Here is a 13,355-nt window from a genome sequence, read left to right on the forward strand (position 1 = left end):
CTTATGCCAAAAACGCCACGTGTTTACGTGGCGTTTTGTTTTTATATCTGTAATCTTAACGGCGTTATAACAAATACGAGTTATGTTTGTTTATTGCGCATAACACGAATCACGTGGTTGTTTTTTGCACAAGGTTGGTGGGTTCAGAGCAGAGTTTCCCTTCTGAATAATGGCCTTCGTGGTTATACTTCTGCTAATAATTTTCTCTGAGAGCATGCATTGTGAATTTACTGACAGTGAGTACTGATCTCATCAGTATTTTTTTATTCACGACACTGTTTCTGTTTTTTGCCCGTAAGGTGGCAAAAAAAGTCGGTTTAGTGGATAAACCTAACTTCCGCAAACGTCACCAGGGATTGATACCTCTCGTTGGGGGGATTTCGGTTTACGCAGGGATTTGCTTCACGTTCGGAATTGTCGATTACTATATTCCGCATGCATCTCTCTATCTCGCTTGTGCCGGTGTGCTTGTTTTCATTGGCGCGCTGGATGACCGTTTTGATATCAGCGTAAAAATCCGTGCCACCATACAGGCCGCTGTTGGCATTGTTATGATGGTGTTCGGCAAACTTTATCTCAGTAGCCTGGGTTATATCTTTGGCTCCTGGGAGATGGTGCTCGGACCGTTTGGCTACTTCCTGACGCTATTTGCCGTCTGGGCGGCCATTAATGCGTTCAACATGGTTGATGGCATTGATGGCTTGCTGGGCGGGTTGTCCTGCGTCTCGTTTGCAGCAATCGGTATGATTTTGTGGTTCGACGGGCAAACCAGCCTTGCAATCTGGTGTTTTGCGATGATCGCCGCCATCCTGCCATACATCATGCTTAACCTTGGTATCCTGGGTCGCCGCTACAAAGTCTTTATGGGTGATGCGGGCAGTACGCTGATTGGTTTTACCGTTATCTGGATCCTGCTCGAAACGACCCAGGGCAAAACCCATCCCATCAGCCCGGTTACCGCTTTGTGGATAATCGCCATTCCGCTAATGGATATGGTGGCGATTATGTACCGTCGCCTGCGTAAAGGCATGAGTCCGTTCTCTCCTGATCGCCAGCATATTCACCATTTGATCATGCGTGCCGGGTTTACTTCCCGCCAGGCGTTTGTGCTGATTACCCTTGCCGCAGCTCTGCTCGCCTCCATTGGGGTGCTGGCAGAATATTCTCATTTTGTCCCGGAGTGGGTCATGCTGGTGCTCTTTTTGCTAGCATTCTTCCTCTATGGATATTGCATTAAGCGTGCCTGGAAAGTTGCTCGCTTTATTAAGCGCGTAAAACGCAGACTGCGTAGAAATCGTGGTGGCAGCCCCAATTTAACCAAATAAATGAGGATGTGATGACACAACCAATGCCTGGGAAACCGGCCGAAGACGCTGAAAATGAACTGGATATTCGTGGGTTGTTTCGTACCTTGTGGGCTGGGAAGCTATGGATTATTGGCATGGGGCTGGCGTTTGCGTTAATCGCGCTGGCGTATACGTTTTTTGCTCGTCAGGAGTGGAGCTCGACGGCGATTACCGATCGTCCAACGGTGAATATGCTGGGGGGATATTACTCGCAGCAGCAATTTTTGCGTAACCTGGATGTCCGTTCAAACATGGCTTCTGCCGACCAACCATCGGTCATGGACGAAGCCTATAAAGAGTTTGTTATGCAACTGGCCTCGTGGGATACCCGCAGAGAGTTCTGGCTGCAAACCGACTATTACAAGCAGCGGATGGTGGGCAACAGCAAAGCCGATGCGGCGTTGCTGGATGAAATGATTAACAACATCCAGTTTATCCCCGGAGACTTTACCCGCGCGGTCAATGACAGCGTGAAGCTGATTGCCGAAACCGCGCCTGACGCTAATAACCTGTTACGTCAGTATGTTGCTTTTGCCAGCCAGCGTGCAGCCAGCCATCTGAATGATGAGCTGAAAGGTGCATGGGCGGCACGTACCATCCAGATGAAAGCTCAGGTGAAGCGTCAGGAAGAGGTGGCGAAAGCTATCTACGACCGCCGGATGAACAGTATTGAACAGGCGCTGAAAATTGCTGAGCAGCATAATATTTCGCGCAGTGCGACAGATGTGCCTGCCGAGGAATTACCTGATTCAGAAATGTTCCTGCTTGGGCGTCCAATGCTCCAGGCTCGACTGGAAAATTTACAGGCCGTCGGTCCGGCCTTTGATCTCGACTATGATCAGAATCGGGCCATGTTAAACACCCTGAATGTTGGTCCAACCCTGGATCCGCGTTTTCAGACCTATCGCTATTTGCGTACGCCGGAAGAACCGGTAAAACGCGATAGCCCACGTCGTGCCTTCCTGATGATTATGTGGGGCATTGTCGGGGGGCTGATCGGGGCTGGTGTCGCATTAACCCGCCGTTGCTCGAAATAGCAACACTGCTGCGGTGAGCGCAAAGGCGCTCGCCGCTTATTCGAAGAGAATCGATGTGAAAGTACTGACTGTATTTGGTACGCGCCCGGAAGCCATCAAGATGGCGCCGTTGGTGCATGCGTTGGCAAAAGATCCTTTTTTTGAGGCTAAAGTTTGCGTCACTGCGCAGCATCGGGAGATGCTCGATCAGGTGCTGAAACTCTTTTCCATTGTACCTGACTACGATCTCAACATAATGCAGCCAGGACAGGGCCTGACAGAGATAACCTGTCGGATTCTGGAAGGGCTAAAACCAATTCTTGCCGAGTTCAAACCAGACGTCGTGCTGGTTCACGGCGATACTACTACAACGCTGGCAACCAGCCTGGCGGCGTTTTATCAGCGTATTCCTGTTGGTCACGTTGAGGCTGGTCTGCGCACGGGCGATCTCTATTCGCCGTGGCCGGAAGAGGCTAACCGTACATTGACCGGGCATCTGGCGATGTATCACTTCTCTCCAACCGAAACTTCCCGGCAAAACTTGCTGCGTGAAAATGTTGCTGACAGCCGAATCTTCATTACCGGTAATACAGTTATTGATGCACTGTTATGGGTGCGTGACCAGGTGATGAGCAGCGATACGCTGCGTTCAGAACTGGCGGCAAATTACCCGTTTATCGACCCCAATAAAAAAATGATTCTGGTGACCGGTCACAGGCGTGAGAGCTTCGGTCGTGGCTTTGAAGAAATCTGCCATGCGCTGGCAGACATCGCCACCACGCACCAGGACATCCAGATTGTCTATCCAGTGCATCTCAACCCGAACGTCAGAGAGCCGGTCAATCGCATTCTGGGGCACGTGAAAAATGTCATTCTGATCGATCCCCAGGAGTATTTACCGTTTGTCTGGCTGATGAACCACGCCTGGCTGATTTTGACCGACTCAGGCGGCATTCAGGAAGAAGCGCCTTCGCTGGGGAAACCGGTGCTGGTAATGCGCGATACCACTGAGCGTCCGGAAGCGGTGACGGCGGGTACGGTGCGTCTGGTAGGCACGGATAAGCAGCGAATTGTCGAGGAAGTGACGCGTCTTTTAAAAGACGAAAACGAATATCAAGCTATGAGCCGCGCCCATAACCCGTATGGTGATGGTCAGGCATGCTCTCGCATTCTGGAAGCGTTAAAAAATAATCGGATATCACTATGAGTTTTGCGACCATTTCTGTTATCGGACTGGGTTACATCGGGCTGCCTACAGCAGCTGCGTTTGCCTCTCGGCAAAAACAGGTGATTGGTGTCGATATCAACAAACATGCGGTTGATACCATCAATCGTGGCGAAATCCATATCGTCGAACCTGATTTGGCGAGCGTAGTAAAAACTGCCGTAGAAGGCGGTTTTTTACGAGCGAGCACGACGCCAGTTGAAGCGGATGCCTGGCTGATTGCTGTACCCACGCCGTTTAAAGGCGATCATGAGCCAGATATGACCTACGTTGAATCGGCTGCTCGCTCCATTGCGCCAGTGCTGAAAAAAGGCGCGCTGGTGATCCTTGAATCCACCTCGCCGGTGGGGTCAACCGAGAAGATGGCAGAATGGTTAGCAGAGATGCGTCCAGATCTCACTTTCCCGCAGCAGGTGGGCGAGCAGGCGGACGTCAACATTGCTTACTGCCCGGAACGCGTGTTACCGGGCCAGGTAATGGTCGAGCTGATTAAAAACGATCGCGTGATTGGTGGTATGACGCCGGTTTGTTCGGCCCGCGCCAGCGAACTGTACAAAATTTTCCTCGAAGGTGAGTGTGTCGTCACTAACTCGCGGACGGCGGAAATGTGTAAGCTCACCGAAAACAGCTTCCGCGATGTGAATATCGCTTTTGCTAACGAACTGTCGCTGATTTGTGCCGATCAGGGAATTAACGTCTGGGAACTGATTCGCCTGGCGAATCGCCACCCTCGCGTCAATATTCTTCAGCCTGGCCCTGGCGTGGGCGGTCACTGCATCGCTGTTGATCCGTGGTTTATCGTGGCACAGAACCCCCAGCAGGCGCGGCTTATCCGTACTGCGCGCGAAGTGAACGATCACAAACCGTTCTGGGTTATCGATCAGGTGAAAGCGGCGGTTGCCGACTGCCTTGCTGCTACCGATAAACGCGCCAGTGAACTGAAAATCGCCTGCTTTGGTCTGGCGTTTAAACCGAATATTGATGACCTGCGCGAAAGCCCGGCGATGGAAATCGCTGAACTGATCGCCCAGTGGCATAGCGGCGAAACGCTGGTTGTTGAGCCTAACATCCACCAGTTGCCGAAAAAACTGACCGGGCTTTGTACTCTGGCGCAGCTTGACGAGGCGCTGGCAACGGCAGACGTGCTGGTGATGCTGGTCGATCATATCCAGTTCAAAGCCATCAGCGGCGACAACGTTCGTCAGCAATATGTCGTCGATGCTAAAGGAGTCTGGCGCTGATACTGATTACCGTGAATGACTGTTTTGAGGGAGTCACACAATGCCCGTCCGCGCCAGTATTGAGCCACTAACCTGGGAAAACGCCTTCTTTGGTGTTAACAGCGCCATTGTGCGCATTACGTCTGAAGCACCGCTCCTGACGCCAGACGCGTTAGCGCCGTGGTCACGGGTGCAGGCCAAAATTGCGGCATCAAATACGGGTGAACTGGATGCCCTGCAACAGCTGGGATTCTCCCTGGTAGAAGGTGAAGTTGATTTGGCGCTACCCGTGAACAATGTCGGTGATAGCGGCGCAGAAGTGGCACAAGAGACAGATATTCCCGCATTACGTCAGTTAGCCAGCGCCGCATTTGCGCAAAGCCGTTTTCGTGCGCCGTGGTATGCGCCTGACGCCAGCGGTCGCTTTTATGCACAGTGGATTGAAAATGCCGTGCGCGGCACCTTTGATCATCAATGTCTGATTTTACGTGCGGCGTCCGGCGCTATTCGCGGCTATGTCTCTTTACGGGAACTCAATGCGACAGATGCGCGAATTGGCCTGCTGGCTGGACGCGGTGCAGGTGCTGAGCTGATGCAAACGGCGCTAAACTGGGCGTATGCTCGCGGTAAAACAACTTTGCGGGTGGCGACCCAGATGGGCAACACCGCCGCGCTTAAACGATACATACAAAGTGGTGCGAATGTAGAAAGCACCGCGTACTGGTTATACAGGTGATCACATGATTCCATTTAACGCACCGCCGGTGGTGGGAACCGAACTCGACTATATGCAGTCGGCAATGGGTAGCGGCAAACTGTGTGGCGATGGCGGTTTTACCCGTCGCTGCCAGCAGTGGCTGGAGCAACGTTTTGGCAGCGCCAAAGTGTTACTGACGCCGTCCTGCACCGCTTCGCTGGAGATGGCGGCGCTGCTGCTCGATATCCAGCCTGGCGATGAAGTGATCATGCCGAGCTACACCTTTGTCTCCACTGCCAATGCCTTTGTGCTGCGTGGCGCAAAAATCGTTTTTGTGGATGTTCGCCCGGACACCATGAACATCGACGAAACGTTGATTGAAGCAGCGATCACCGACAAAACGCGCGTTATCGTGCCGGTCCATTACGCGGGTGTGGCCTGCGAAATGGACACCATTATGGCGTTGGCGAAAAAGCATAATCTGTTTGTGGTGGAAGATGCTGCTCAGGGCGTGATGTCCACTTACAAAGGGCGTGCACTGGGAACCATTGGTCATATTGGCTGCTTTAGCTTCCATGAAACCAAAAACTACACGGCGGGCGGTGAAGGCGGCGCGACGCTGATTAACGATAAAGCGTTGATCGAACGAGCCGAGATCATCCGTGAAAAAGGCACAAACCGCAGCCAGTTCTTCCGTGGTCAGGTCGATAAATATACCTGGCGCGATATCGGCTCCAGCTATTTGATGTCCGATCTGCAAGCTGCTTACCTGTGGGCGCAACTGGAAGCAGCAGATCGTATCAATCAGCAACGTCTGGCGCTGTGGCAAAACTACTACGATGCGTTAGCACCTCTGGCGAAAGCCGGGCGTATCGAGCTGCCGTCGATTCCCGATGGCTGCGTGCAGAACGCGCATATGTTCTACATTAAACTGCGGGATATTGATGACCGGAGCGCGTTGATTAACTTTCTGAAAGAAGCGGAAATCATGGCGGTGTTCCATTACATTCCGCTGCACGGTTGCCCTGCGGGGGAACGCTTTGGTGAGTTCCACGGTGAAGATCGCTACACCACCAAAGAGAGTGAGCGCCTGCTGCGCCTGCCGCTGTTCTACAACCTGTCGCCCGTCAATCAGCGTACGGTAATTGCGACTTTGTTGAACTACTTCTCCTGATATGTCGTTGGCAAAAGCGTCCTTGTGGACGGCGGCCAGTACACTGGTCAAGATTGGTGCCGGGTTACTGGTCGGTAAGTTGCTGGCGGTGTCATTTGGTCCGGCGGGGCTTGGGCTGGCGGCAAATTTCCGCCAGTTGATTACCGTGCTCGGCGTGCTTGCCGGGGCTGGCATCTTTAATGGCGTAACCAAATACGTTGCTCAGTACCATGATAATCCCCAACAGCTGCGCCGCGTGGTCGGCACTTCATCAGCGATGGTACTTGGCTTCTCTACGCTAATGGCGCTGGTTTTTGTGCTGGCAGCAGCGCCAATCAGCCAGGGATTGTTTGGTAATACCGACTATCAGGGACTGGTGCGTTTAGTGGCGCTGGTGCAAATGGGGATTGCCTGGGGCAACCTGTTACTGGCGTTGATGAAAGGCTTTCGCGATGCCGCAGGTAATGCGTTATCCCTGATTGTCGGCAGCTTGATTGGCGTTTTTGCGTACTACGTCAGTTACCGTTTGGGCGGTTATGAAGGGGCGTTGCTGGGTCTGGCGCTGATTCCCGCGCTGGTGGTGATTCCTGCCGTCATCATGCTAATTAAGCGTGGTGCAATCCCGTTAAGCTATCTGAAACCCAGCTGGGATAACGGCCTGGCAGGGCAGTTGAGCAAATTTACGCTCATGGCGTTGATTACGTCGGTGACCTTGCCTGTTGCTTACATCATGATGCGTAAACTGCTGGCGGCGCAGTATAGCTGGGATGAGGTGGGGATCTGGCAAGGGGTGAGCAGTATTTCCGATGCCTACCTGCAATTTATTACGGCATCGTTCAGCGTATATTTGCTGCCCACGTTGTCGCGGCTAACGGAAAAGCGCGATATCACCCGGGAAGTGGTTAAATCGCTGAAATTCGTCTTACCGGCAGTGGCGGCGGCGAGTTTTACCGTCTGGTTGCTGCGTGATTTTGCTATCTGGCTGCTGTTGTCGAATAAATTTACCGCTATGCGCGATCTCTTTGCCTGGCAGTTAGTGGGTGATGTGTTAAAAGTGGGCGCTTATGTCTTTGGTTATCTGGTGATCGCCAAAGCGTCACTGCGGTTTTATATTCTGGCGGAAGTCAGCCAGTTCACTTTATTGATGGTATTTGCCCACTGGCTAATCCCTGCGCATGGTGCACTGGGCGCGGCGCAGGCCTATATGGCAACCTATATCGTCTATTTTTCTCTTTGTTGTGGCGTGTTTTTACTCTGGCGTAGGCGGGCATGACTGTACTGATTCACGTACTGGGATCGGATATCCCTCACCATAACCGAACCGTTCTGCGGTTTTTCAACGACGCGCTGGCCGCGACGAGCGAGCACGCGCGCGAGTTTATGGTTGTTGGCAAGGACGACGGCTTAAGTGATAGCTGTCCGGCGCTTTCTGTGCAATTTTTCCCTGGGAAAAAATCGCTGGCGGAAGCGGTCATCGCGAAAGCAAAAGCTAACCGTCAGCAGCGTTTTTTCTTCCACGGTCAGTTCAATCCCACACTGTGGCTGGCTCTGCTGAGTGGTGGCATTAAGCCCAGCCAGTTTTACTGGCATATCTGGGGGGCAGACCTGTACGAGCTTTCCAGTGGCTTGAGATATAAGCTTTTTTACCCACTACGTCGCCTGGCGCAAAAGCGAGTCGGCTGTGTATTTGCCACCCGCGGCGATTTGAGCTTTTTTGCCAAAACGCATCCAAAGGTGCGGGGCGAACTGCTGTACTTCCCGACGCGGATGGACCCTTCACTCAATATGATGGCGAATGATCGGCAACGTAAAGGGAAAATGACCATTCTGGTGGGGAACTCCGGCGACCGCAGCAATGAGCATATTGCTGCCTTGCGCGCCGTTCATCAGCAATTTGGCGATACGGTAAAAGTGGTGGTGCCGATGGGATATCCGCCTAATAACGAAGCGTACATCGAGGAAGTTCGTCAGGCGGGGCTGGCGTTATTCAGCGAAGAAAATCTGCAAATTCTGAACGAAAAACTGGAATTTGACGCCTATCTGGCGCTACTTCGTCAGTGCGATCTTGGTTACTTTATTTTTGCCCGCCAGCAGGGCATTGGTACGCTGTGCTTACTAATTCAGGCGGGCATTCCTTGTGTGCTTAACCGGGAAAATCCGTTCTGGCAGGATATGACGGAACAGCATTTGCCGGTGCTGTTTACTACCGACGATCTCAACGAGGATATTGTGCGTGAAGCGCAGCGCCAGTTGGCGTCGGTGGATAAAAACACCATTGCCTTCTTTAGCCCGAACTATCTGCAAGGCTGGCAGCGGGCGTTGGCGATTGCCGCCGGGGAGGTTGCATGAGTCTGCTGCAATTCAGTGGCCTGTTTGTTGTCTGGCTGCTCTGCACGCTGTTTATTGCCACGCTGACCTGGTTTGAGTTTCGCCGTGTGCGTTTTAACTTCAATGTCTTCTTTTCATTGCTGTTTTTGCTCACCTTTTTCTTCGGCTTCCCGCTGACCAGCGTGCTGGTATTTCGCTTTGATGTTGGTGTCGCGCCGCCAGAAATCTTGTTGCAGGCGTTGCTTTCTGCGGGCTGCTTCTACGCGGTTTACTACGTCACCTACAAAACCCGCCTACGCAAACGCGTTGCCGATGTACCGCGCCGTCCGCTGTTTACCATGAACCGCGTGGAGACCAATCTCACGTGGGTGATCCTGATGGGCGTCGCGCTGGTAAGCGTCGGCATCTTCTTCATGCACAACGGCTTTTTGCTGTTCCGGCTTAACTCCTACAGTCAGATCTTCTCCAGTGAAGTCTCCGGCGTGGCGTTAAAACGCTTCTTTTACTTTTTCATCCCGGCGATGCTGGTGGTCTACTTTCTGCGCCAGGACAGCAAAGCGTGGCTGTTTTTCCTCGTCAGCACGGTCGCCTTTGGCTTGCTGACTTATATGATTGTCGGCGGCACTCGCGCCAATATCATCATCGCATTCGCTATCTTCCTGTTTATTGGCATTATTCGCGGCTGGATTTCGTTGTGGATGCTGGCGGCGGCGGGCGTGCTGGGGATTGTGGGCATGTTCTGGCTGGCGCTAAAACGCTATGGAATGAATGTGAGCGGTGATGAAGCGTTCTATACGTTTCTCTATCTCACCCGCGATACCTTTTCGCCGTGGGAGAATCTGGCATTGCTGTTGCAGAACTACGACAACATCGACTTCCAGGGTCTGGCTCCCATTGTCCGCGATTTCTATGTCTTTATCCCTTCCTGGCTGTGGCCGGGTCGCCCGAGTATGGTACTGAACACCGCCAACTACTTTACCTGGGAAGTGCTGAATAACCACTCCGGGCTGGCGATCTCGCCTACGCTTATAGGCTCACTGGTGGTGATGGGCGGCGCGTTGTTCATCCCGCTCGGGGCGATTGTGGTTGGCCTGATCATCAAATGGTTCGACTGGCTGTATGAGCTGGGCAACCGCGAGACTAATCGCTATAAGGCTGCGATATTGCACAGTTTCTGCTTCGGGGCGATCTTCAATATGATCGTGCTGGCACGTGAAGGGCTGGATTCGTTTGTCTCACGCGTGGTCTTTTTTATCGTGGTCTTCGGCGCATGTCTGATGATCGCAAAACTGTTGTACTGGCTTTTTGAAAGCGCCGGACTCATTCATAAACGAACAAAATCATCGCTCCGGACGCAGGTTGAAGGATAACAATGAATAACAACACCACGGCACCGACCTATACGCTGCGTGGCTTACAGTTGATCGGTTGGCGTGATATGCAGCACGCCCTCGATTATCTGTTCGCTGACGGGCAGCTTAAGCAGGGAACGCTGGTTGCCATTAATGCTGAAAAAATGCTGACCATTGAAGATAACGCCGAGGTCAGGGAGTTAATTAACGCTGCCGAATTTAAATATGCGGATGGCATCAGCGTTGTACGTTCAGTACGTAAAAAGTACCCGCAGGCGCAGGTTTCCCGCGTTGCCGGGGCGGATCTCTGGGAAGAGCTGATGGCGCGCGCAGGCAAAGAAGGGACACCGGTATTTCTTGTGGGCGGTAAACCTGAAGTGCTGGCGCAAACTGAAGCTAAACTGCGCAACCAGTGGAATGTGAATATCGTTGGCAGCCAGGATGGTTATTTTAAACCCGAGCAGCGTCAGGCGCTGTTTGAACGCATTCATGCCAGCGGAGCGCAAATCGTCACCGTTGCGATGGGATCGCCAAAGCAGGAGATCTTCATGCGCGACTGCCGTCTGGTGCATCCAGATGCGCTGTATATGGGCGTTGGCGGGACTTACGATGTTTTCACCGGTCACGTGAAACGCGCACCGAAAATCTGGCAAACGCTGGGGCTGGAGTGGCTCTACCGCCTGCTTTCGCAGCCGAGCCGCCTTAAGCGTCAGCTTCGTTTGCTGCGTTATTTACGCTGGCATTACACCGGCAACCTCTGATTTTCCTCTCTCTGTAAAGCGACGGAGTGGTCACTTCGTCGCCTTCCTGCTTTTTTATTACACAAAGCATTCAAATTTTTAATGCTTTATTTGCCATTTCTCCTGAATTACGAAAACATTCGCAACACTCGATGTACCCATAACGATAACCGGTAACACCGGAAAGCATGCAAACACAACACGAGGATTTATGGCAGATAACAAACCAGAGCTACAGCGTGGGCTGGAAGCTCGACATATCGAACTCATCGCCCTGGGGGGCACCATTGGCGTCGGCCTGTTTATGGGGGCCGCCAGTACCCTGAAATGGGCCGGGCCATCCGTATTGTTGGCCTATATCATCGCCGGGCTGTTCGTCTTTTTCATCATGCGTTCAATGGGCGAAATGTTATTCCTCGAACCGGTTACCGGTTCGTTCGCCGTTTATGCGCATCGTTATATGAGCCCGTTCTTTGGCTATCTCACAGCCTGGTCTTACTGGTTTATGTGGATGGCGGTGGGGATCTCAGAAATCACCGCCATTGGCGTTTATGTCCAGTTCTGGTTCCCGGAGATGGCGCAGTGGATACCCGCATTGATCGCGGTGGCGCTGGTGGCGTTGGCGAATCTGGCGGCGGTGCGGTTGTACGGCGAAATCGAGTTCTGGTTCGCGATGATCAAAGTCACCACGATTATCGTGATGATTGTCATTGGCCTGGGCGTGATTTTCTTTGGCTTTGGCAATGGCGGGCAGTCGATTGGTTTTAGCAATCTCACAGAGCATGGCGGTTTCTTTGCGGGGGGCTGGAAAGGGTTCCTGACCGCGCTGTGTATTGTGGTGGCGTCCTACCAGGGCGTGGAGCTGATTGGCATTACTGCCGGTGAAGCGAAGAATCCGCAGGTGACGCTGCGCAGTGCCGTAGGCAAGGTGCTGTGGCGAATCCTGATTTTCTACGTAGGCGCGATTTTCGTTATCGTCACCATCTTCCCGTGGAATGAAATAGGCAGCAACGGCAGCCCGTTCGTACTGACTTTCGCCAAAATCGGCATTACCGCAGCGGCGGGCATTATCAACTTTGTGGTGCTGACGGCTGCGCTCTCTGGCTGTAACAGCGGCATGTACAGTTGCGGACGTATGCTCTACGCACTGGCGAAAAACCGTCAGTTACCGACGGCGATGGCGAAAGTTTCCCGTCACGGCGTACCGGTTGCGGGTGTGGCAGTATCTATTGCTATCCTGTTAATTGGCTCATGCCTGAACTACATCATTCCCAATCCGCAGCGTGTGTTTGTCTACGTCTACAGTGCCAGCGTGCTTCCGGGGATGGTGCCATGGTTTGTGATATTGATAAGCCAGCTGCGTTTTCGTCGTGCGCATAAAGCGGCGATTGCCAGCCATCCGTTCCGCTCAATCCTGTTCCCGTGGGTCAACTACGTAACAATGGCATTCCTGATTTGCGTTTTGATCGGCATGTACTTTAATGAAGATACGCGTATGTCGCTGTTTGTCGGCATCATCTTTATGCTGGCGGTGACGGCGATTTATAAAATTTTTGGGCTTAATCGCCACGGTAAAGCGCATAAACTGGAGGAATAAGCAGCAAAACGCACAAACCGTAACCAAACGCGCAATTTATTTAAAAAGGGACTAGACAGAGGGGTGGGAAGTCCGTATTATCCACCCCCGCAACGGCGCTAAGCGCCCGTAGCTCAGCTGGATAGAGCGCTGCCCTCCGGAGGCAGAGGTCTCAGGTTCGAATCCTGTCGGGCGCGCCATTTAGTCCCGGCGCTTGAGCTGCGGTGGTAGTAATACCGCGTAACAAGATTTGTAGTGGTGGCTATAGCTCAGTTGGTAGAGCCCTGGATTGTGATTCCAGTTGTCGTGGGTTCGAATCCCATTAGCCACCCCATTATTAGAAGTTGTGACAATGCGAAGGTGGCGGAATTGGTAGACGCGCTAGCTTCAGGTGTTAGTGTCCTTACGGACGTGGGGGTTCAAGTCCCCCCCCTCGCACCACGACTTTAAAGAATTGAACTAAAAATTCAAAAAGCAGTATTTCGGCGAGTAGCGCAGCTTGGTAGCGCAACTGGTTTGGGACCAGTGGGTCGGAGGTTCGAATCCTCTCTCGCCGACCAATTTTGAACCCCGCTTCGGCGGGGTTTTTTGTTGTGCACAGAAAACCCCCAGCTAGGCTGGGGGTTCCGGAAAGCTTTCAGCTTTAAGCCAGTTATTAAAACCCCTTTTGATTTGTTAAAACACCTTGCGGTCTGGCAACTG

Annotated in this window: 11 protein-coding genes and 4 tRNA genes; all 15 read left to right on the forward strand. The window is 52.6% G+C overall.

Going from position 1 to position 13,355, the window contains the following annotated elements; genetic code table 11:
- Positions 1–221: 221 nt before the first annotated feature.
- A complete protein-coding gene (wecA, locus tag ACJHWK_RS22250; protein WP_001050960.1) occupies positions 222–1,325 on the forward strand; it encodes a UDP-N-acetylglucosamine--undecaprenyl-phosphate N-acetylglucosaminephosphotransferase in 1,104 nt (367 codons plus the stop codon).
- 11 nt (positions 1,326–1,336) lie between these two features.
- Positions 1,337–2,383 (forward strand): ECA polysaccharide chain length modulation protein, encoded by a 1,047-nt coding sequence (wzzE, locus tag ACJHWK_RS22255; protein WP_001295256.1) that lies wholly within the window; start codon positions 1,337–1,339, stop codon positions 2,381–2,383.
- 55 nt (positions 2,384–2,438) lie between these two features.
- A complete protein-coding gene (wecB, locus tag ACJHWK_RS22260) occupies positions 2,439–3,569 on the forward strand; it encodes a non-hydrolyzing UDP-N-acetylglucosamine 2-epimerase (protein ID WP_001306792.1) in 1,131 nt (376 codons plus the stop codon).
- Entirely contained in the window at positions 3,566–4,828 is a 1,263-nt protein-coding gene (gene wecC, locus ACJHWK_RS22265) for a UDP-N-acetyl-D-mannosamine dehydrogenase (RefSeq protein ID WP_001521756.1), read from the forward strand. Before wecB ends, wecC begins: the two co-directional genes overlap by 4 nt.
- A 40-nt stretch (positions 4,829–4,868) precedes the next feature.
- Positions 4,869–5,543 carry a dTDP-4-amino-4,6-dideoxy-D-galactose acyltransferase gene (rffC, locus tag ACJHWK_RS22270; RefSeq protein WP_001145185.1) on the forward strand — a complete coding sequence of 225 codons (675 nt, stop codon included), beginning with the start codon at positions 4,869–4,871 and terminating at the stop codon, positions 5,541–5,543.
- A gap of 4 nt (positions 5,544–5,547) precedes the next feature.
- Positions 5,548–6,678: a dTDP-4-amino-4,6-dideoxygalactose transaminase gene (gene rffA, locus ACJHWK_RS22275; protein WP_000612044.1), complete on the forward strand. Its 1,131-nt coding sequence runs from the start codon at positions 5,548–5,550 to the stop codon at positions 6,676–6,678.
- A gap of 1 nt (position 6,679) precedes the next feature.
- Complete coding sequence (gene wzxE / locus ACJHWK_RS22280) at positions 6,680–7,930, forward strand: lipid III flippase WzxE (RefSeq protein ID WP_000050247.1); 1,251 nt, start codon at positions 6,680–6,682, stop codon at positions 7,928–7,930.
- Positions 7,927–9,006, forward strand: a complete 1,080-nt coding sequence (gene rffT / locus ACJHWK_RS22285; protein WP_000217257.1) for a TDP-N-acetylfucosamine:lipid II N-acetylfucosaminyltransferase — start codon at positions 7,927–7,929, stop codon at positions 9,004–9,006. The genes wzxE and rffT overlap by 4 nt, the downstream gene beginning before the upstream one ends.
- On the forward strand, positions 9,003–10,355 hold the full coding sequence (wzyE, locus tag ACJHWK_RS22290) for an ECA oligosaccharide polymerase (RefSeq protein ID WP_001600754.1): 1,353 nt from the start codon (positions 9,003–9,005) through the stop codon (positions 10,353–10,355). Before rffT ends, wzyE begins: the two co-directional genes overlap by 4 nt.
- 2 nt (positions 10,356–10,357) lie before the next feature.
- On the forward strand, positions 10,358–11,098 hold the full coding sequence (gene wecG, locus ACJHWK_RS22295; RefSeq protein ID WP_021523312.1) for a lipopolysaccharide N-acetylmannosaminouronosyltransferase: 741 nt from the start codon (positions 10,358–10,360) through the stop codon (positions 11,096–11,098).
- Positions 11,099–11,288: 190 nt separating this feature from the next.
- Positions 11,289–12,674, forward strand: a complete 1,386-nt coding sequence (gene thrP, locus ACJHWK_RS22300) for a bifunctional threonine/serine APC transporter ThrP (protein ID WP_001521758.1) — start codon at positions 11,289–11,291, stop codon at positions 12,672–12,674.
- Positions 12,675–12,776: 102 nt separating this feature from the next.
- Positions 12,777–12,853 (forward strand) — tRNA-Arg (locus ACJHWK_RS22305).
- Between the two features lie 58 nt (positions 12,854–12,911).
- A tRNA-His gene (locus ACJHWK_RS22310) sits at positions 12,912–12,987 on the forward strand.
- A gap of 20 nt (positions 12,988–13,007) precedes the next feature.
- Positions 13,008–13,094: transfer RNA gene (locus tag ACJHWK_RS22315), tRNA-Leu, on the forward strand.
- Between the two features lie 42 nt (positions 13,095–13,136).
- A tRNA-Pro gene (locus tag ACJHWK_RS22320) sits at positions 13,137–13,213 on the forward strand.
- Positions 13,214–13,355: the final 142 nt, after the last annotated feature.

This window comes from Escherichia sp. WS547 (assembly GCF_046486065.1).
Taxonomy (GTDB): domain Bacteria; phylum Pseudomonadota; class Gammaproteobacteria; order Enterobacterales; family Enterobacteriaceae; genus Escherichia; species Escherichia coli.